Source organism: Geobacillus sp. C56-T3 (assembly GCF_000092445.1).
GTDB lineage: Bacteria > Bacillota > Bacilli > Bacillales > Anoxybacillaceae > Geobacillus > Geobacillus thermoleovorans.
This window is the reverse complement of record NC_014206.1, coordinates 2,419,710-2,439,088: the sequence shown is the minus strand read 5'-3', so window position 1 is coordinate 2,439,088 and position 19,379 is coordinate 2,419,710. Positions and strand designations below refer to the sequence as shown.

At 54.1% G+C, this 19,379-nt stretch carries 18 protein-coding genes; all 18 read left to right on the top strand.

From position 1 onward, the window contains the following. The first annotated feature begins 16 nt into the window (after positions 1-16). Positions 17-262 carry a hypothetical protein gene (locus tag GC56T3_RS12005; RefSeq protein ID WP_011230747.1) on the top strand — a complete coding sequence of 82 codons (246 nt, stop codon included), beginning with the start codon at positions 17-19 and terminating at the stop codon, positions 260-262. An 8-nt stretch (positions 263-270) separates the two neighbouring features. Further along, complete coding sequence (locus GC56T3_RS12000) at positions 271-888, top strand: hypothetical protein (protein WP_013145738.1); 618 nt, start codon at positions 271-273, stop codon at positions 886-888. A gap of 162 nt (positions 889-1,050) precedes the next feature. After that, positions 1,051-1,758: a 30S ribosomal protein S2 gene (gene rpsB / locus GC56T3_RS11995; RefSeq protein WP_013145737.1), complete on the top strand. Its 708-nt coding sequence runs from the start codon at positions 1,051-1,053 to the stop codon at positions 1,756-1,758. Between the two features lie 157 nt (positions 1,759-1,915). Further along, entirely contained in the window at positions 1,916-2,800 is an 885-nt protein-coding gene (tsf, locus tag GC56T3_RS11990; protein ID WP_011230750.1) for a translation elongation factor Ts, read from the top strand. Positions 2,801-2,868: 68 nt separating this feature from the next. Continuing rightward, positions 2,869-3,591 carry a UMP kinase gene (gene pyrH, locus GC56T3_RS11985; protein WP_011230751.1) on the top strand — a complete coding sequence of 241 codons (723 nt, stop codon included), beginning with the start codon at positions 2,869-2,871 and terminating at the stop codon, positions 3,589-3,591. A 2-nt stretch (positions 3,592-3,593) separates the two neighbouring features. Further along, positions 3,594-4,151, top strand: coding sequence for a ribosome recycling factor (gene frr, locus GC56T3_RS11980; RefSeq protein ID WP_011230752.1), 558 nt, complete (start codon positions 3,594-3,596; stop codon positions 4,149-4,151). Between the two features lie 82 nt (positions 4,152-4,233). Further along, positions 4,234-5,007, top strand: a complete 774-nt coding sequence (locus GC56T3_RS11975) for an isoprenyl transferase (RefSeq protein WP_013145736.1) — start codon at positions 4,234-4,236, stop codon at positions 5,005-5,007. Continuing rightward, positions 5,004-5,798, top strand: a complete 795-nt coding sequence (locus tag GC56T3_RS11970) for a phosphatidate cytidylyltransferase (RefSeq protein WP_011230754.1) — start codon at positions 5,004-5,006, stop codon at positions 5,796-5,798. Before GC56T3_RS11975 ends, GC56T3_RS11970 begins: the two co-directional genes overlap by 4 nt. 20 nt (positions 5,799-5,818) lie before the next feature. Further along, positions 5,819-6,967, top strand: coding sequence for a 1-deoxy-D-xylulose-5-phosphate reductoisomerase (dxr, locus tag GC56T3_RS11965; RefSeq protein WP_013145735.1), 1,149 nt, complete (start codon positions 5,819-5,821; stop codon positions 6,965-6,967). Positions 6,968-6,969: 2 nt separating this feature from the next. Continuing rightward, a complete protein-coding gene (gene rseP, locus GC56T3_RS11960; protein WP_173346434.1) occupies positions 6,970-8,235 on the top strand; it encodes an RIP metalloprotease RseP in 1,266 nt (421 codons plus the stop codon). A gap of 23 nt (positions 8,236-8,258) precedes the next feature. Further along, the gene (locus GC56T3_RS11955; protein WP_013145733.1) at positions 8,259-9,962 is read left to right on the top strand and encodes a proline--tRNA ligase; all 1,704 of its coding nucleotides are present in this window, start codon (positions 8,259-8,261) and stop codon (positions 9,960-9,962) included. Between the two features lie 102 nt (positions 9,963-10,064). Beyond that, complete coding sequence (locus GC56T3_RS11950; RefSeq protein ID WP_041468802.1) at positions 10,065-14,369, top strand: PolC-type DNA polymerase III; 4,305 nt, start codon at positions 10,065-10,067, stop codon at positions 14,367-14,369. A gap of 244 nt (positions 14,370-14,613) precedes the next feature. Then, on the top strand, positions 14,614-15,087 hold the full coding sequence (rimP, locus tag GC56T3_RS11945) for a ribosome maturation factor RimP (protein WP_013145731.1): 474 nt from the start codon (positions 14,614-14,616) through the stop codon (positions 15,085-15,087). Positions 15,088-15,111: 24 nt separating this feature from the next. Further along, positions 15,112-16,263 (top strand): transcription termination factor NusA, encoded by a 1,152-nt coding sequence (gene nusA / locus GC56T3_RS11940; protein WP_013145730.1) that lies wholly within the window; start codon positions 15,112-15,114, stop codon positions 16,261-16,263. A 13-nt stretch (positions 16,264-16,276) separates the two neighbouring features. Next, on the top strand, positions 16,277-16,567 hold the full coding sequence (gene rnpM, locus GC56T3_RS11935; protein WP_011230761.1) for an RNase P modulator RnpM: 291 nt from the start codon (positions 16,277-16,279) through the stop codon (positions 16,565-16,567). Beyond that, complete coding sequence (locus GC56T3_RS11930; protein WP_011230762.1) at positions 16,557-16,865, top strand: YlxQ family RNA-binding protein; 309 nt, start codon at positions 16,557-16,559, stop codon at positions 16,863-16,865. Before rnpM ends, GC56T3_RS11930 begins: the two co-directional genes overlap by 11 nt. A gap of 13 nt (positions 16,866-16,878) precedes the next feature. After that, the gene (gene infB / locus GC56T3_RS11925) at positions 16,879-19,098 is read left to right on the top strand and encodes a translation initiation factor IF-2 (RefSeq protein ID WP_013145729.1); all 2,220 of its coding nucleotides are present in this window, start codon (positions 16,879-16,881) and stop codon (positions 19,096-19,098) included. Beyond that, the gene (locus GC56T3_RS11920) at positions 19,095-19,373 is read left to right on the top strand and encodes a DUF503 domain-containing protein (RefSeq protein ID WP_011230764.1); all 279 of its coding nucleotides are present in this window, start codon (positions 19,095-19,097) and stop codon (positions 19,371-19,373) included. The genes infB and GC56T3_RS11920 overlap by 4 nt, the downstream gene beginning before the upstream one ends. The last annotated feature ends 6 nt before the right edge of the window (positions 19,374-19,379 follow it).

Sequence of the window (19,379 nt, the reverse complement as noted above, 5' to 3'; positions counted from 1 at the left end):
GGGGAGAGAAAAAGCGATGGACATCCAGCTTCCAGCGTTGCAAAGCGTCATGCCGAAAGCGCCCGACGCGGAAAGGCTTCAAGCCTCGACGCAACAACACTCCTATGCAGTGCAGGCGCAAATGGCAACTGCCGGCCAAAAGCGGGCGGAGCGTGCGCGCCGTCGGGTGACGGATAAACGAACGAGCGCCCGTCTTGAGCAGGAGGCGTCCCGTTTTGGAGGACACCCTTATAAAGGAAAAACGATCGACATTCAAGGATAGTGGACATCATGATGGCATTTTGGCTGACGATCAGTTTGCTGCTGCACGCCTTGTCGTTTTGGTTGATCATTGTGCTTTTCCTTCGCCTGTCGCGGCTTGGCGAGGCGGAGAGGCGGGCCGAGGAGCTCGAGGAAGCCATGACCGCTTATCTCGCTGCTTGGAAGGAAGAAAACGAGCGCTTTTTGGCTGAACTTGACTCGTTGCTTGGCAGCGGAGCGGCTCCATTCGTTTCTGCACCGGAAACGAACGATGCGCCCAGTGTGCAACGGGGCGCGAACGGGAAAGAGACGGCGTCCATGCCGGGGGCAGGAGGCGGTGAAATCGGAGCGGGGTTCGAAAAGCGAACAGCGGAAGCAAAAAAGGGGGAAAACGAGCCGGCGGAGCGGGGAGAAACCGAAAAACGCACCAAAACAAGCCGCCCAAGCGCCGCTCCGGGCTATTTCCCAGACATCGGAACGGTCAAGGATGCGCTCGAACTTTCACTCACCCGACCAGCGGACGCGAGTGAGCTTGCTCGCCGCCTATATGCGGAAGGGGCGACGGTCGAGGAAATTGCCAAACAGCTCGGCAAAGGGAAAACAGAAGTCGAGCTATGGCTCAAATTTGCGCAAAAAACGAATCAATAGGCGAATAACAGCTTGATTTGCCGCTTGCAGTTGTGATATATTTTTTCATGGTGTGAATACACACGCCTGATGATTTCAGCAACGGTGCTGGCAACTCCAGTCTTGCTGAAAGATGAGGCAGGCGGAGGACCAAAAACCACTAAGGAAACAGGAGGAGCATACATGTCGGTTATTTCGATGAAACAACTGCTTGAAGCTGGCGTCCACTTTGGACATCAGACGCGCCGTTGGAATCCGAAGATGAAAAAATACATTTTCACGGAGCGCAACGGCATCTATATCATCGACTTGCAAAAAACGGTGAAAAAAGTCGAGGAAGCATACAACTTCGTCCGCGAATTGGCGGCGAATGGCGGCAAAATTTTGTTCGTCGGCACGAAAAAACAAGCGCAAGAGTCGGTGAAGGAAGAAGCGGAACGCTGCGGCATGTTTTATGTCAACCAACGCTGGCTCGGCGGCACGCTGACGAACTTCGCTACGATCCAAAAGCGGATCAAACGGCTGCGTGAAATTGAAAAAATGGAAGAAGATGGAATATTTGACGTTCTGCCGAAAAAAGAAGTCATTCGCTTGAAAAAAGAAAAAGAGCGTCTTGAGAAGTTTTTGGGCGGCATCAAAGACATGAAAGAGCTGCCGGATGCGTTGTTTGTCATTGACCCGCGCAAAGAGCGGATCGCGGTGGCAGAAGCGCGCAAGCTGAACATCCCGATCATCGGCATCGTCGACACGAACTGCGATCCGGATGAAATTGACTATGTCATTCCGGCCAACGACGACGCCATCCGCGCTGTTAAGCTGTTGACTTCGAAAATCGCCGACGCCGTGCTTGAGGCGAAACAAGGCGAAGAAGCGGCCGTCGCAGCAGAGTAACGATGCACAAGAAAGGTGATAAGAGGGGAAAGCCTTTTATCACCTTTTTTTGAGACAGAAATGAGCAACTTTTGGCTATACTAACGAATAAGGGCAAAACGGGAAGCCGCTGCCGGCACCGATACATATACGGGACAATGAGAAGGAGGATTTTTTTATGGCAATTACAGCACAAATGGTGAAAGAACTGCGCGAAAAAACAGGCGCAGGCATGATGGACTGCAAAAAGGCGCTCACCGAAACAAACGGTGACATGGAGAAAGCGATCGACTGGCTGCGCGAAAAAGGAATTGCCAAAGCGGCGAAAAAAGCGGACCGCATCGCGGCCGAAGGGATGGCGTACATCGCGGTGGAAGGCAATACCGCCGTCATTTTGGAAGTGAACTCGGAAACGGACTTCGTTGCGAAAAACGAAGCATTCCAAACGCTTGTCAAAGAGCTGGCCGCCCACTTGCTGAAACAAAAGCCGGCTTCGCTTGATGAAGCGCTCGGTCAAACGATGGACAACGGCTCGACCGTCCAAGACTACATCAACGAAGCGATCGCCAAAATTGGTGAAAAAATTACGCTTCGCCGCTTTGCCGTCGTCAATAAAGCGGACGGCGAAACGTTCGGTGCGTACTTGCACATGGGCGGGCGCATCGGCGTATTAACGTTATTAGCCGGCAATGCGAGCGAAGACGTCGCCAAAGATGTCGCCATGCACATTGCCGCACTTCATCCGAAATACGTCTCGCGCGACGACGTGCCGCAGGAAGAGATTGCGCATGAGCGTGAAGTGTTGAAGCAGCAAGCCTTAAACGAAGGCAAGCCGGAGAAAATCGTTGAAAAAATGGTCGAAGGCCGGCTGAACAAGTTTTACGAAGACGTCTGCCTGCTCGAGCAAGCGTTCGTGAAAAACCCGGATGTGACGGTGCGCCAATACGTCGAATCGAACGGAGCAACAGTCAAGCAGTTCATCCGTTACGAAGTCGGCGAAGGGCTCGAAAAACGCCAAGACAATTTTGCAGAAGAAGTCATGAGCCAAGTCAGAAAACAATGACGGACCGCAACAGGGAACACGCGCGTGTTCCCTGTTTTTCAAAGTGATTCGCATCATGGAGGTTGGACATGGAACAGCCAAAATACAAACGCGTCGTGTTAAAGTTGAGCGGGGAAGCGCTCGCCGGAAAGCAAGGGTTTGGCATTCAACCGGCGGTCATTCAGTCGATCGCCAAACAAGTGAAAGAAGTTGTTGAACTGGGCGTCGAGGTCGCCATCGTCGTCGGCGGCGGCAACATTTGGCGTGGAAAAACGGGAAGCGAAATGGGCATGGACCGGGCGACGGCTGATTACATGGGCATGTTGGCGACGGTGATGAACGCCCTCGCCTTGCAGGACAGCCTTGAGCAGCTCGGTGTGGAAACGCGGGTGCAAACATCGATTGAAATGCGGCAAGTGGCCGAACCGTACATTCGCCGCCGGGCGATTCGCCATCTTGAGAAAAAACGAGTTGTCATTTTCGCCGCCGGCACAGGCAACCCGTACTTTTCGACCGATACGACCGCGGCGCTCAGGGCGGCGGAAATCGAGGCGGACGTCATTTTAATGGCGAAAAACAACGTCGATGGCGTCTACAGCGCCGACCCGAACGTCGACGCCAATGCGGTCAAATACGATGAGCTGTCGTACTTGGACGTCATCAAGCAAGGGCTCGGCGTCATGGATTCGACTGCTTCCTCGCTTTGCATGGACAACAACATTCCGCTCATCGTCTTCTCGATTATGGAGGAAGGAAACATTAAACGCGCTGTGTTAGGTGAAAACATCGGAACGATCGTAAGGGGGAAATAACGATGGCAAAGCAAGTGATCCAACAGGCGAAAGAAAAAATGGATAAAGCGGTGCAAGCGTTCACCCGCGAGCTGGCAAGCATTCGCGCCGGACGGGCGAACGCAGGGCTGCTTGAGAAAGTAACCGTTGACTATTACGGCGTGCCGACGCCGATCAACCAACTGGCCTCCATCAGCGTGCCGGAAGCGCGGCTGCTTGTCATTCAGCCGTACGACAAATCGGCCATTAAAGAAATGGAAAAAGCGATTTTAGCATCGGATTTAGGGCTGACGCCATCGAATGACGGATCCGTCATTCGTCTTGTCATTCCGCCGCTCACTGAGGAACGGCGCCGCGAGCTCGCGAAGCTTGTCAAAAAGTATTCAGAAGACGCGAAAGTCGCGGTGCGCAACATCCGCCGCGATGCGAACGATGAATTGAAAAAGCTCGAGAAAAACGGCGAGATTACGGAAGATGAGCTCCGCAGCTACACGGACGAAGTGCAAAAGCTGACTGATGACCACATCGCCAAAATTGACGCCATCACAAAAGAAAAAGAAAAAGAAGTGATGGAAGTATAGGCAAAACGATGCAAACCCTCTATGTTGATGGAGGGTTTTTTTGCTATAATGGAAAGGCAAAACACGATCCCGGAGGACTCGTATGTTCAATAAAATGCGAAAAACAAAAGAGAAAGACGTCCCGGTGACGAAAGAAGAGGTGCTCAGGCATCCGATGCCGAACCACGTCGCCATCATTATGGACGGAAACGGGAGATGGGCGAAAAAGCGGGCGCTGCCGAGGGCGGCCGGCCATTACGAAGGCATGCAAGTTGTGCGCAAAATCACTCGTTTTGCGAATGAGCTGGGGATTCAGATTTTGTCGCTTTACGCGTTTTCGACAGAAAACTGGAAACGTCCGAAAAGTGAAGTCGATTATTTGATGAAGCTGCCGGAACAGTTTTTGACGACGTTTCTTCCCGAGCTCGTCGCCGAAAATGTCAAAGTCCAAGTGATCGGTCATACGGAGGCGCTGCCCGATCATACGCGCCGGGCGGTCGAGAAAGCCGTGAAGGAAACAAGCGGCAACACCGGCCTTGTGTTAAACTTTGCCCTTAATTATGGAAGCCGGGCGGAAATCACTGCCGCCGTAAAGCAGATCGCCAAAGACGTTGAACGCGGGATGCTCGCGCCGGAAGACATCACCGAGCCGCTCATTTCCTCGTACTTGATGACGAGCGGGCTCGCTGACCCTGACTTGCTCATCCGTACGAGCGGGGAGATTCGCTTGAGCAATTTCATGCTTTGGCAGTTGGCGTATACGGAACTTTGGTTTACGGATGTCTTATGGCCGGATTTTACGGAGCAACATTTCTTAGAGGCGATTGCCGCTTACCAGCGGCGCGACCGCCGATTTGGAGGAGTGTCAGCGCGATGAAGCAGCGAATCATCACCGGAGTCATAGCGGCGGCGCTCTTTTTGCCGATTGTTATTTTTGGCGGATTTCCGTTTATAATAGTAACATATATATTGGCCACGATTGGGCTGTTTGAATTGTTGCGGATGAAAGGGATGCACCCGTTGTCGTTTGTCGGGGCGGCTGGATTGATCGCCCTTTGGCTGTTGCTCGTTCCCGCGCGTTACGGCGGCGAGTGGTTGGCATCTGGGACCGCCAAATTTGGCGTGCTCGCCGCTTTGGCTTTTTTGTTGCTTGTCGGTACGGTCGTGACGAAAAATGCGCTCTCGTTCGATGAGGCGGCGTTTGTCGTTTTGGCGGTCGTCTATGTCGGCGTAGGGTTTTTCTGTTTCGGCGCTGTTCGTTTGGTTGGGTTCGTGTACTTCGTTTATGCCTTGTTTGTCATTTGGGCGACTGACATTGGGGCGTATTTCTTTGGCCGCGCGTTTGGCCGGCGCAAGCTATGGCCGGAGATCAGCCCCAAAAAAACGGTGGAAGGCGCCATCGGCGGCATCGCTTCCGCGGCTGTTGTCGCCGCGATTTACGAGTGGGCGGCGGCGCCGTTTGGCAGTTTGGCGGCCGCGCTTGGCGTCGCGCTGCTGCTGTCTGTGTTCGGTCAGCTCGGCGATTTGATCGAATCGGCATTTAAGCGCCATTACGGCGTCAAAGATTCCGGGGCGATTTTGCCGGGACATGGCGGCATTTTAGACCGGTTTGACAGCTTGCTGTTCGTGCTGCCGATATTGTACATATTGCTTGAAATCGCACGATAAGCGGGTGAGGAGTGAAACGATTGAAATATATTAGTATATTAGGGGCGAGCGGATCGATCGGCACACAGACGCTCGATGTCATCCGCGCCCATCCGGACGAATTCCGCTTGGCCGCCGCATCGGTCGGGAAAAATATCGAGGCGGCGAGGCGGCTGATCGCTGAATTTTCCCCAAGTCTTGTCGCCGTCGCTGACCGTGATGCGTATGAAGTTCTTTATCGCGAGTACCGCGGGCGGACGACGATCGTGTACGGAGAGGAAGGATTGATTGAAGCAGCCGTTTGCCCACAAGCCGATGTTGTCGTCACCGCTGTCGTCGGCAGCGTCGGCCTTGTGCCGACGCTGAAGGCGATTGAAGCGGGAAAAGCGATCGCCCTCGCCAACAAAGAGACGCTCGTTGTCGCCGGACATCTCGTCATGGCTGCAGCCAAGCGGCGCGGTGTGCCGCTGTTGCCAGTTGACAGTGAACATTCCGCCATTTTTCAATGTCTGCAAGGGGAAAGGATGGAACAAGTTGACAAACTCATTCTGACCGCATCCGGCGGCAGCTTCCGCGACAAGACGCGCCGAGAGCTCGCTCATGTGACGGTTGAGGAGGCGCTCCGCCATCCGAACTGGTCGATGGGGGCAAAAATTACGATTGATTCGGCGACCATGATGAATAAAGGATTTGAGGTCATTGAGGCTCGTTGGCTGTTCGGGCTGCCGTATGAGCGGATTGAGGTTGTTTTGCATCGAGAAAGCATCATCCATTCGCTCGTTCAGTTCCGTGACACAAGTGTATTGGCGCAGCTTGGAACGCCGGATATGCGCGTTCCGATCCAATATGCGCTTGCGTATCCAAAGCGGTTGCCGCTCCCATCCGCCAAGCCGCTTGATTTCATCTCGCTTGGGGCGCTCCATTTCGCCCCGGTTGATTTCGACCGCTATCGCTGTTTGCGTCTCGCCTATGAGGCTGGCAAGCGCGGCGGCTCGCTGCCGACGGTGTTGAATGCGGCCAATGAGGAGGCGGTGGCGGCGTTTTTAGCCGGGCGCATTCCGTTTTTGGCCATCGAGGAGTGGATTGAACGCGCGCTCGAGCGCCATCGGCCAGTGAGCAATCCGCAGCTTGAGGACATTCGTGAAATCGATGCGGACGCGCGCGCCTACGTCCGCTCACTACTATCATAAAGGTGGTTGAAACGTTGGAATCGATCATTTCATTTATCGTCGTCTTTGGTGCCCTCGTCTTTTTTCACGAGCTCGGCCACTTGCTGCTAGCAAAACGGGCCGGCATTTTGTGCCGCGAATTTGCCATCGGCTTCGGGCCGAAAGTGTTTTCGTTCAAGAAAAACGAAACGGTGTACACGATCCGCCTGCTCCCGCTTGGCGGCTTCGTCCGCATGGCCGGTGAAGACCCGGAGACGATCGAATTGAAGCGTGGGCAAGTCGTCGGTCTTTTGCTTGATGAGAGCGGCCAAGTGGAAAAAATCGTCCTCAACCATAAGGACGATTATCCGAATATCCGCGTAGTGGAAGTGGAAGAGGCCGATTTAGAGCATGGCATGTATGTGACCGGCTATACGGACGGCGAGCGGTTCGAGCGGTTTACGGTCAAGGAGCCGGCGTTTTTCGTCGTCGACCGCCAAGAGATTCAAATTGCTCCGTACCATCGCCAATTTGCGGCAAAAACGCTCGGGCAGCGAACGATGACGATTTTGGCCGGACCGCTCGCCAACTTTCTCTTGTCGCTCGTTGTCTTTATCATCATCGGTCTTTTGCAAGGCTATCCGGTCGACAAGCCGGTGATCGGCGAGCTGACGCCGGAAGGAGCGGCGCGCGCCGCCGGCTTGAAGCAAGGGGATGAAGTGATCGCCATTAACGGCGAACGGATGGAAACATGGACGGAAATCGTCAACACGATTCGCGCCCATCCGGGAGAACCGCTTCAGTTTCAAATTGAGCGGAATGGGAAAGAACGGAGTGTGACGGTCACTCCGGAGGCGAAAACGGTGCAAGGGGAGACGATCGGCTTGATCGGCGTCTATCAGCCGATGGAAAAATCGGTGTTGGGCTCGATCAAGCAAGGGCTGGTTGAGACGTATTACTGGACGCGGGAAATTGTAACGGGGCTCGGCCAATTGATCACCGGCCAGTTTCAGCTTGACATGCTGTCCGGACCGGTCGGCATCGCCGTATCGACCGGCAAAGTGGCTGAGTCTGGGATCTACTACTTGATGAAATGGGGCGCGATTTTAAGCATCAACCTGGGGATTGTCAACCTGTTGCCCTTGCCGGCGCTAGACGGCGGGCGGCTCCTCTTTTTCGCCATTGAAGCGGTGCGCGGCAAGCCGGTCGACCGGCAAAAAGAAGGAATGGTTCATTTTATCGGCTTTGCCTTGCTTATGTTGCTTATGCTTGTGGTGACATGGAATGACATTCAAAAATTTTTCCTATAGAGAGAAAACGAGGTGGCTAATGGATGAGACAAAGTCAAGCATTTATTCCGACGTTGCGTGAAGTGCCGGCGGATGCGGAAGTGAAAAGCCATCAGCTCCTGCTGCGGGCCGGCTTCATTCGTCAAAGCGCAAGCGGCGTCTATACGTTTTTGCCGCTTGGGCAGCGTGTTTTGCAAAAAGTGGAAGCCATCATTCGCGAGGAAATGAACCGGATTGGAGCGATGGAGCTCTTCATGCCGGCCTTGCAGCCAGCTGAGCTTTGGCAGCAGTCCGGCCGCTGGTACTCGTACGGGCCGGAGCTGATGCGCTTAAAAGACCGGCACGAGCGCGATTTCGCCCTCGGGCCGACGCATGAGGAAATGATCACGGCGATCGTTCGCGACGAGGTGAAAACGTACAAGCGGCTGCCGCTTGTCTTGTATCAAATCCAAACGAAATTCCGCGATGAAAAGCGTCCGCGTTTTGGGCTGTTGCGCGGCCGCGAGTTCATCATGAAAGACGCCTACTCGTTCCATACGTCGAAAGAAAGCTTGGATGAAACGTACAACAACATGTATGAGGCGTATGCGAACATTTTCCGCCGCTGCGGATTGAACTTCCGCGCCGTCATCGCCGACTCGGGGGCGATTGGCGGCAAAGATACGCATGAGTTTATGGTGTTATCTGACATCGGCGAAGATACGATCGCCTACTCCGATGCGTCTGACTATGCCGCCAACATCGAGATGGCGCCGGTCGTGGCGACGTACGAAAAAAGCGATGAGCCGCCAGCCGAATTGAAAAAAGTGGCGACGCCGGGGCAAAAAACGATTGACGAAGTCACGTCGTATTTGCAAGTCTCGCCGGAGCGCTGCATCAAATCGCTTTTGTTCAATGTGGACGGCCGCTATGTGCTCGTTCTCGTCCGCGGCGATCATGAAGCGAACGAGGTGAAGGTGAAAAACGTGCTCGACGCGACGGTCGTCGAATTGGCGACGCCGGAAGAAACGGAGCGGGTGATGAACGCTCCAATCGGTTCGCTCGGCCCGATCGGCGTCAACGAAGACGTCACGGTGATCGCGGACCATGCTGTCGCCGCCATCGTCAACGGCGTTTGCGGCGCGAACGAGGAAGGATACCATTACATCGGAGTCAACCCGGGCCGCGATTTTGCCGTCAGTCAATACGCCGATTTGCGCTTCGTAAAAGAAGGCGACCCGTCTCCAGATGGCAAAGGGACGATCCGCTTTGCCCGCGGCATTGAAGTCGGGCATGTGTTTAAGCTGGGGACAAAATACAGCGAAGCGATGAACGCCGTCTATTTGGATGAAAACGGCCAAACGCAGACGATGATCATGGGTTGCTACGGCATCGGCGTATCAAGATTGGTGGCCGCAATCGCCGAACAGTTTGCTGACGAACACGGGCTTGTGTGGCCGGCTTCGGTCGCACCGTTTCACATCCATTTGCTTACAGCGAACGCAAAAAGCGATGAACAGCACGCGTTGGCGGAAGAGTGGTATGAAAAGCTCGGACAGGCTGGGTTTGAAGTGTTGTATGACGACCGCCCCGAACGGGCCGGAGTGAAGTTTGCCGACAGCGATTTGATCGGCATTCCGCTCCGCGTCACCGTCGGCAAGCGAGCGGGCGAAGGCGTTGTGGAAGTAAAAGTGCGGAAAACAGGCGAGACGTTCGATGTGCCGGTCAGCGAGCTTGTCGACACTGCGCGCCGTCTCCTTCAATCATGAGTGCCGGCGCTGGCGAAAAAGAATTCTGTCTTTTTCGCCGGCGCTTTTGTTATGGTATGATATAGAAAGAGAATGATGTTGAGAGGGGAACAAACGGACGTCATGGTGACAAAAGAGCAAAAAGAGCGGTTTCTCATCCTGCTTGAGCAGCTGAAGATGACGTCGGACGAATGGATGCCGCATTTTCGTGAGGCAGCCATTCGCAAAGTCGTGATCGATAAAGAGGAGAAAAGCTGGCATTTTTATTTTCAGTTCGACAACGTGCTGCCGGTTCATGTATACAAAACGTTTGCCGATCGGCTGCAGACGGCGTTCCGCCATATCGCCGCCGTCCGCCATACGATGGAGGTCGAAGCGCCGCGCGTAACTGAGGCGGATGTGCAGGCGTATTGGCCGCTTTGCCTTGCCGAGCTGCAAGAAGGCATGTCGCCGCTTGTCGATTGGCTCAGCCGGCAGACGCCTGAGCTGAAAGGAAACAAGCTGCTTGTCGTTGCCCGCCATGAAGCGGAAGCGCTGGCGATCAAACGGCGGTTCGCCAAAAAAATCGCTGATGTGTACGCTTCGTTTGGGTTTCCCCCCCTTCAGCTTGACGTCAGCGTCGAACCGTCCAAGCAAGAAATGGAACAGTTTTTGGCGCAAAAACAGCAAGAGGACGAAGAGCGAGCGCTTGCTGTACTGACCGATTTAGCGAGGGAAGAAGAAAAGGCCGCGTCTGCGCCGCCGTCCGGTCCGCTTGTCATCGGCTATCCGATCCGCGACGAGGAGCCGGTGCGGCGGCTTGAAACGATCGTCGAAGAAGAGCGGCGCGTCGTTGTGCAAGGCTATGTATTTGACGCCGAAGTGAGCGAATTAAAAAGCGGCCGCACGCTGTTGACCATGAAAATCACAGATTACACGAACTCGATTTTAGTCAAAATGTTCTCGCGCGACAAAGAGGACGCCGAGCTCATGAGCGGCGTCAAAAAAGGCATGTGGGTGAAAGTGCGCGGCAGCGTGCAAAACGATACGTTCGTCCGTGATTTGGTCATCATCGCCAACGATTTGAACGAAATCGCCGCAAACGAACGGCAAGATACGGCGCCGGAAGGGGAAAAGAGGGTCGAGCTCCATTTGCATACCCCGATGAGCCAAATGGACGCGGTCACCTCGGTGACAAAACTCATTGAGCAAGCGAAAAAATGGGGGCATCCGGCGATCGCCGTCACCGACCATGCCGTTGTTCAGTCGTTTCCGGAGGCCTACAGCGCGGCGAAAAAACACGGCATGAAGGTCATTTACGGCCTTGAAGCGAACATCGTCGACGATGGCGTGCCGATCGCCTACAATGAAACGCACCGCCGGCTTGCTGACGAGACGTACGTCGTGTTCGACGTCGAAACGACGGGCCTGTCGGCTGTGTACAATACGATCATTGAGCTGGCGGCGGTGAAAGTGAAAGACGGCGAGATCATCGACCGGTTCATGTTGTTTGCCAACCCTGGACATCCGTTGTCGGTGACAACGATGGAGCTGACTGGGATCACCGATGAGATGGTGAAAGACGCCCCGAAGCCGGACGAGGTGCTAGCCCGTTTTGTTGACTGGGCCGGCGATGCGACGCTTGTTGCCCACAACGCCAGCTTTGACATCGGTTTTTTAAACGCGGGCCTCGCTCGCATGGGGCGCGGCAAAATCGCGAATCCAGTCATCGATACGCTCGAGCTGGCCCGTTTTTTATACCCGGATTTGAAAAACCATCGGCTCAATACATTGTGCAAAAAATTTGACATTGAATTGACGCAGCATCACCGCGCCATCTACGACGCGGAGGCGACCGGGCATTTGCTTATGCGGCTGTTGAAGGAAGCGGAAGAGCGCGGCATACTGTTTCATGACGAATTAAACAGCCGCACGCACAGCGAAGCGTCCTATCGGCTTGCGCGCCCGTTCCATGTGACGCTGTTGGCGCAAAACGAGACTGGATTGAAAAATTTGTTCAAGCTTGTGTCATTGTCGCACATTCAATATTTTCACCGTGTGCCGCGCATCCCGCGCTCCGTGCTCGTCAAGCACCGCGACGGCCTGCTTGTCGGCTCGGGCTGCGACAAAGGAGAGCTGTTTGACAACTTGATCCAAAAGGCGCCGGAAGAAGTCGAAGACATCGCCCGTTTTTACGATTTTCTTGAAGTGCATCCGCCGGACGTGTACAAGCCGCTCATCGAGATGGATTATGTGAAAGACGAAGAGATGATCAAAAACATCATCCGCAGCATCGTCGCCCTTGGTGAGAAGCTTGACATCCCGGTTGTCGCCACTGGCAACGTCCATTACTTGAACCCAGAAGATAAAATTTACCGGAAAATCTTAATCCATTCGCAAGGCGGGGCGAATCCGCTCAACCGCCATGAACTGCCGGATGTATATTTCCGTACGACGAATGAAATGCTTGACTGCTTCTCGTTTTTAGGGCCGGAAAAAGCGAAGGAAATCGTCGTTGACAACACGCAAAAAATCGCTTCGTTAATCGGCGATGTCAAGCCGATCAAAGATGAGCTGTATACGCCGCGCATTGAAGGGGCGGACGAGGAAATCAGGGAAATGAGCTACCGGCGGGCGAAGGAAATTTACGGCGACCCGTTGCCGAAACTTGTTGAAGAGCGGCTTGAGAAGGAGCTAAAAAGCATCATCGGCCATGGCTTTGCGGTCATTTATTTGATCTCGCACAAGCTTGTGAAAAAATCGCTCGATGACGGCTACCTTGTCGGGTCGCGCGGATCGGTCGGCTCGTCGTTTGTCGCGACGATGACGGAAATCACCGAGGTCAATCCGCTGCCGCCGCATTACGTTTGCCCGAACTGCAAGCATTCGGAGTTCTTTAACGACGGTTCAGTCGGCTCAGGGTTTGATTTGCCGGATAAAAACTGCCCGCGATGTGGGACGAAATACAAGAAAGACGGGCACGACATCCCGTTTGAGACGTTTCTCGGTTTTAAAGGCGACAAAGTGCCGGATATCGACTTGAACTTTTCCGGCGAATACCAGCCGCGCGCCCACAACTATACGAAAGTGCTGTTTGGCGAAGACAACGTCTACCGCGCCGGGACGATTGGCACGGTCGCTGACAAAACGGCGTACGGATTTGTCAAAGCGTATGCGAGCGACCATAACTTAGAGCTGCGCGGCGCGGAAATCGACCGGCTCGCGGCTGGCTGCACCGGGGTGAAGCGGACGACCGGGCAGCATCCGGGCGGCATCATCGTCGTCCCGGATTATATGGAAATTTACGATTTTACGCCGATTCAATATCCGGCCGATGACACGTCCTCTGAATGGCGGACGACCCATTTCGACTTCCATTCGATCCACGACAATTTGTTGAAGCTCGATATTCTCGGGCACGACGATCCGACGGTCATTCGCATGTTGCAAGATTTAAGCGGCATCGATCCGAAAACGATCCCGACCGACGACCCGGATGTGATGGGCATTTTCAGCAGCACCGAGCCGCTTGGCGTTACGCCGGAGCAAATCATGTGCAATGTCGGCACGATCGGCATTCCGGAGTTTGGCACGCGCTTCGTTCGGCAAATGTTGGAAGAGACAAGGCCAAAAACGTTTTCCGAACTCGTGCAAATTTCCGGCTTGTCGCACGGCACCGATGTGTGGCTCGGCAACGCGCAAGAGCTCATTCAAAACGGCACGTGTACGTTATCGGAAGTCATCGGCTGCCGCGACGACATTATGGTCTATTTGATTTACCGCGGGCTCGAGCCGTCGCTCGCTTTTAAAATCATGGAATCCGTGCGCAAAGGAAAAGGCTTAACGCCGGAGTTTGAAGCAGAAATGCGCAAACATGACGTGCCGGAGTGGTACATCGATTCATGCAAAAAAATCAAGTACATGTTCCCGAAAGCGCACGCCGCCGCCTACGTGTTAATGGCGGTGCGCATCGCCTACTTTAAGGTGCACCATCCGCTTTTGTATTACGCGTCGTACTTTACGGTGCGGGCGGAGGACTTTGACCTTGACGCCATGATCAAAGGATCAGCCGCCATTCGCAAGCGGATTGAGGAAATCAACGCCAAAGGCATTCAGGCGACGGCGAAAGAAAAAAGCTTGCTCACGGTTCTTGAGGTGGCCTTAGAGATGTGCGAGCGCGGCTTTTCCTTTAAAAATATCGATTTGTACCGCTCGCAGGCGACGGAATTCGTCATTGACGGCAATTCTCTCATTCCGCCGTTCAACGCCATTCCGGGGCTTGGGACGAACGTGGCGCAGGCGATCGTGCGCGCCCGCGAGGAAGGCGAGTTTTTGTCGAAGGAGGATTTGCAACAGCGCGGCAAATTGTCGAAAACGCTGCTCGAGTATCTAGAAAGCCGCGGCTGCCTTGACTCGCTTCCAGACCATAACCAGCTGTCGCTGTTTTAGTGGAAACGCCGCCGCTGAAGGAAGCGGACAGCGCTCTTTCGCCCGAGCGGCAGTTTCCCGTTGCAATATATTTCCCAATGTGTTATAGTTTTAGTGGAATTGGCAAAGATAATGGCAAGCAGAGAGTGGGGAAACCCACTCTTTCGTCTTGAATGGGCACCCGTCTCTCGTTCATTCCCCGCCTTGTGCAGGGGATTTTCTCATTATGCCACGCATGCACGTTTGCTCGGTAAGGAGGAACACAATGAGCAAAAAGGTGACAGAAACGGTCGAACAACTCGTCACACCGATCTTAGACGAAATGGGGCTTGAACTCGTCGATATTGAATATGTGAAGGAAGGGAAAAATTGGTTTTTGCGCGTCTTCATTGACTCTGACGATGGCGTCGATATTGAACAATGCGGTGCTGTCAGCGAAAAATTGAGCGAAAAGCTGGATGAAGTTGATCCGATTCCGTATAACTATTTTTTGGAAGTATCATCGCCCGGAGCGGAGCGGCCGCTGAAAAAGGCAAAAGATTTTGCCAAGGCCATTGGGAAAAATGTATATATCAAAACGTATGAGCCCATTGAAGGAGAAAGGCAGTTTGAAGGCGAACTAACCGCTTTTGACGGAACGACCGTGACGCTGTTGGTCAAAGACCGCGGACGGCAAAAAACGGTCGCCATTCCGTATGAAAAAGTGGCAAGCGCCCGATTAGCCGTCATTTTCTTCTAATCGCAAAAGGGGGATTTTTGTTGCATGAACACGCAATTGCTTGAGGCGTTAGCCGATCTGATGCGGGAAAAAGGCATCAGCAAAGAAGTCGTGATGGAAGCGATCGAAGCGGCGATCGTTTCGGCGTATAAACGCAATTTCGGCCAGGCGCAAAACGTGCGCGTCGATCTCAATATGGACACCGGCACGATCCGCGTGTTCACGCGCAAAGATGTCGTCGAAGAGGTGGCCGATCCGCGCCTTGAAATTTCGCTTGAGGACGCGCAGCGGATCAATCCGAATTATCAAATCGGCGACGTCGTGGAGCTCGAAGTGACGCCGCGCGATTTCGGGCGCATCGCCGCACAGACGGCGAAGCAAGTCGTCACCCAGCGCGTGCGCGAGGCAGAGCGGAGCATCATCTACGCCGAATTTGTCGACCGTGAAGAGGACATTATGACCGGCATCGTTCAGCGCGTCGACCCGCGCTTTGTCTACGTCAGCCTCGGCAAGGCGGAGGCGCTCCTGCCGGCAAACGAACAAATGCCGAATGAAACATATAAGCCGCACGACCGGTTGAAAGTATACATTACGAAAGTGGAAAAAACGACAAAAGGGCCGCAAATTTTCGTCTCCCGCACCCACCCGGGACTGTTGAAACGGCTGTTTGAGCTCGAAGTGCCGGAAATTTACGACGGAACGGTCGAGATTAAATCGATCGCCCGCGAAGCCGGCGACCGTTCGAAAATTTCCGTCCACTCCGACAACCCGGAAGTCGATCCGGTCGGCGCATGCGTCGGACCGAGAGGGCAACGCGTGCAGGCCATTGTTGATGAGCTGAACGGAGAAAAAATCGATATCGTCCGCTGGTCGGCCGATCCGGTGGAGTTTGTCGCCAACGCGTTAAGCCCGGCGAAAGTGTTGCGCGTCATTGTCAACGAGGAGCAAAAGGCGACGACGGTCATCGTTCCGGACTATCAGCTGTCGCTCGCCATCGGCAAACGCGGGCAAAACGCACGGCTGGCGGCGAAATTGACCGGCTGGAAAATTGATATTAAAAGCGAATCGGAAGCGCGGGAGATGGGCATTGATCCGCATGCGCCATCCACTTCGCTTGATTTCAGCGATGCGGCGGCCGATAATGAAAATAGCGAAGAAAACGGCCCATCGTTTGATCAATCGGCGGAAATCGAGTGAGGGGGAATGAAAAATGGCAGCGCAAAAGAAAATTCCGTTGCGCAAATGCGTCGTCACTGGAGAGATGAAGCCGAAACGGGAGATGGTGCGCATCGTCCGCTCGAAAGAGGGGGAAGTGTCGATCGACCCAACCGGCAAAAAGGCGGGGCGCGGCGCGTATATTACCCTTGATCCGGAATGCATTTTGCAGGCGAAAAAGAAAAACATTTTGGCCCGCCATTTAAAAGCAGACATCGATGATGCGATTTATGACGAATTGCTTGCCTTGGCGGAAAAGGAGAAACAGGCCGGACATGAAGCATAACCGTTGGGCATCGCTGCTTGGATTGGCGCAGCGGGCGGGCAAAGTCGTCTCCGGCGAGGAGCTTGTCGTCAAAGAAGTGCAGCGGGGCCGGGCGCGGCTCGTCTTGCTTTCGCAAGACGCATCGGTCAACACCGAAAAAAAAGTGACGGACAAATGCACGTTTTATGGCGTCCCGCTTTGCAAAGTGCCGGACCGGTATGTGCTTGGCGGCGCGATCGGCAAGGACGCCCGCGTCGTTGTCGCTGTCATCGACGAAGGGTTTGCGCGCCAATTGCAAACGATGCTCGACCGATCTTAATGGGGGTGAATGTATGTCGAAAATGCGTGTGTATGAATACGCGAAAAAACAGAACGTTCCAAGCAAGGACGTCATTCATAAATTGAAAGAAATGAACATTGAAGTGAACAACCATATGGCGATGCTGGAGGCTGATGTCGTCGAAAAACTCGACCATCAATATCGCCCGAACACCGGGAAAAAAGAAGAGAAAAAAGCGGAAAAGAAAACGGAGAAGCCGAAACGGCCGACGCCGGCGAAAGCGGCCGATTTTGCTGATGAGGAAATTTTTGACGACAGCAAAGAAGCGGCGAAAATGAAACCGGCGAAGAAAAAGGGAGCGCCAAAAGGGAAGGAAACGAAAAAAACCGAGGCGCAACAGCAAGAAAAGAAACTGCTCCAAACGGCGAAAAAGAAAGGAAAAGGGCCGGCGAAAGGGAAAAAGCAGGCAGCACCAGCCGCAAAACAAGCGCCGCAGCCGGCGAAAAAAGAAAAAGAGCTGCCGAAAAAAATTACGTTTGAAGGCTCGCTTACCGTGGCCGAACTGGCGAAAAAGCTTGGCCGCGAACCGTCGGAAATTATTAAGAAGCTGTTTATGCTCGGCGTGATGGCGACAATCAACCAAGATTTAGACAAAGACGCCATCGAGCTCATCTGCTCGGATTACGGCGTTGAAGTCGAAGAAAAAGTGACGATCGATGAGACGAACTTTGAAGCGATCGAAATTGTCGATGCGCCGGAAGATTTGGTTGAACGGCCGCCGGTCGTGACGATCATGGGGCACGTCGACCACGGGAAAACGACGTTGCTTGATGCGATCCGCCATTCCAAAGTGACGGAGCAAGAAGCCGGCGGTATTACGCAACACATCGGTGCGTATCAAGTGACGGTCAATGACAAAAAAATTACGTTCCTCGATACGCCGGGGCATGAAGCGTTTACAACGATGCGGGCGCGCGGCGCGCAAGTGACCGATATCGTCATTCTTGTCGTTGCCGCGGATGACGGGGTGATGCCGCAGACGGTGGAAGCGATCAACCACGCCAAGGCGGCAAACGTGCCGATTATTGTCGCCATCAACAAAATCGATAAGCCGGAAGCGAACCCGGACCGCGTCATGCAAGAATTGATGGAATACAACCTCGTTCCGGAAGAATGGGGCGGCGATACGATTTTCTGCAAGTTGTCGGCGAAAACGAAAGAGGGCCTTGATCATCTTTTGGAAATGATTTTGCTTGTCAGTGAGATGGAAGAATTAAAAGCCAACCCGAACCGGCGTGCGGTCGGTACGGTGATCGAAGCGAAGCTTGATAAAGGGCGTGGCCCGGTGGCAACGCTTTTGATTCAAGCGGGAACGTTGCGTGTCGGCGATCCGATCGTCGTCGGCACAACATACGGGCGCGTGCGCGCGATGGTGAACGACAGCGGCCGGCGCGTCAAAGAGGCGACTCCGTCGATGCCAGTCGAAATTACTGGGCTGCATGAAGTGCCGCAAGCCGGCGACCGCTTCATGGTGTTTGAGGATGAGAAAAAGGCGCGGCAAATCGCGGAGGCGCGGGCGCAGCGGCAGCTGCAGGAGCAGCGAAGCGTCAAAACGCGCGTCAGCTTGGATGATTTGTTTGAACAAATTAAGCAAGGCGAAATGAAAGAGCTGAATTTGATCGTCAAAGCCGATGTTCAAGGATCGGTTGAGGCGCTTGTCGCCGCCTTGCAAAAAATCGATGTGGAAGGCGTGCGGGTGAAAATCATCCACGCGGCTGTCGGCGCCATCACCGAATCGGATATTTCGCTGGCGACGGCATCGAACGCCATCGTCATTGGATTTAACGTCCGTCCGGATGCAAACGCAAAGCGCGCCGCTGAATCGGAAAAAGTCGACATCCGCCTCCATCGCATCATTTACAATGTCATCGAGGAAATTGAAGCGGCGATGAAAGGGATGCTCGATCCGGAGTACGAAGAGAAAGTGATCGGTCAGGCGGAAGTGCGGCAAACGTTCAAAGTATCGAAAGTCGGCACGATCGCCGGTTGCTATGTCACGGACGGCAAAATTACCCGCGACAGCAAGGTGCGCCTCATTCGCCAAGGCATCGTCGTCTACGAAGGGGAAATCGATTCGCTCAAGCGGTATAAAGACGATGTGCGCGAAGTGGCGCAAGGGTATGAATGCGGGCTGACGATCAAAAACTTCAATGATATCAAAGAAGGAGATGTCATCGAAGCATACATCATGCAGGAAGTGGCCCGGGCATGATCGGCTTCGCCGCGTGCGAATGCATCATCTACAACGCCCGCTCGCTCAAGGATAAACGGGCCGTCCTGCAGCGGGTCATGACAAGAATCCGGCAAAAATATAACGTCTCTGTGGCCGAAATCGATCATCAAGATGCATGGCAACGAGCGACCATCGGCCTTGTTGCCATTACGTCCAGCCGCCGGGCGACCGAACGGGAGCTCGAGCGGGCGCTTGCTTTGATCGACTCGTTCCCTGAGCTGGAGCGGGCGGCCACATCATTCGAGTGGTTGTAACCGAGG

What these genes read in the sequence shown, in the direction of transcription:
- rnpM (WP_011230761.1), top strand. Translation starts at nt 16,277, where the DNA reads ATGGCAGCGCAAAAGAAAATTCCGTTGCGCAAATGCGTCGTCACTGGA.
- infB (WP_013145729.1), top strand. Translation starts at nt 16,879, where the DNA reads ATGTCGAAAATGCGTGTGTATGAATACGCGAAAAAACAGAACGTTCCA.
- GC56T3_RS12005 (WP_011230747.1), top strand. Translation starts at nt 17, where the DNA reads ATGGACATCCAGCTTCCAGCGTTGCAAAGCGTCATGCCGAAAGCGCCC.
- tsf (WP_011230750.1), top strand. Translation starts at nt 1,916, where the DNA reads ATGGCAATTACAGCACAAATGGTGAAAGAACTGCGCGAAAAAACAGGC.
- frr (WP_011230752.1), top strand. Translation starts at nt 3,594, where the DNA reads ATGGCAAAGCAAGTGATCCAACAGGCGAAAGAAAAAATGGATAAAGCG.
- rpsB (WP_013145737.1), top strand. Translation starts at nt 1,051, where the DNA reads ATGTCGGTTATTTCGATGAAACAACTGCTTGAAGCTGGCGTCCACTTT.
- GC56T3_RS11920 (WP_011230764.1), top strand. Translation starts at nt 19,095, where the DNA reads ATGATCGGCTTCGCCGCGTGCGAATGCATCATCTACAACGCCCGCTCG.
- GC56T3_RS11930 (WP_011230762.1), top strand. Translation starts at nt 16,557, where the DNA reads ATGAAGCATAACCGTTGGGCATCGCTGCTTGGATTGGCGCAGCGGGCG.
- pyrH (WP_011230751.1), top strand. Translation starts at nt 2,869, where the DNA reads ATGGAACAGCCAAAATACAAACGCGTCGTGTTAAAGTTGAGCGGGGAA.
- GC56T3_RS11970 (WP_011230754.1), top strand. Translation starts at nt 5,004, where the DNA reads ATGAAGCAGCGAATCATCACCGGAGTCATAGCGGCGGCGCTCTTTTTG.
- GC56T3_RS11955 (WP_013145733.1), top strand. Translation starts at nt 8,259, where the DNA reads ATGAGACAAAGTCAAGCATTTATTCCGACGTTGCGTGAAGTGCCGGCG.
- GC56T3_RS12000 (WP_013145738.1), top strand. Translation starts at nt 271, where the DNA reads ATGATGGCATTTTGGCTGACGATCAGTTTGCTGCTGCACGCCTTGTCG.
- nusA (WP_013145730.1), top strand. Translation starts at nt 15,112, where the DNA reads ATGAACACGCAATTGCTTGAGGCGTTAGCCGATCTGATGCGGGAAAAA.
- GC56T3_RS11975 (WP_013145736.1), top strand. Translation starts at nt 4,234, where the DNA reads ATGTTCAATAAAATGCGAAAAACAAAAGAGAAAGACGTCCCGGTGACG.
- GC56T3_RS11950 (WP_041468802.1), top strand. Translation starts at nt 10,065, where the DNA reads ATGGTGACAAAAGAGCAAAAAGAGCGGTTTCTCATCCTGCTTGAGCAG.
- rimP (WP_013145731.1), top strand. Translation starts at nt 14,614, where the DNA reads ATGAGCAAAAAGGTGACAGAAACGGTCGAACAACTCGTCACACCGATC.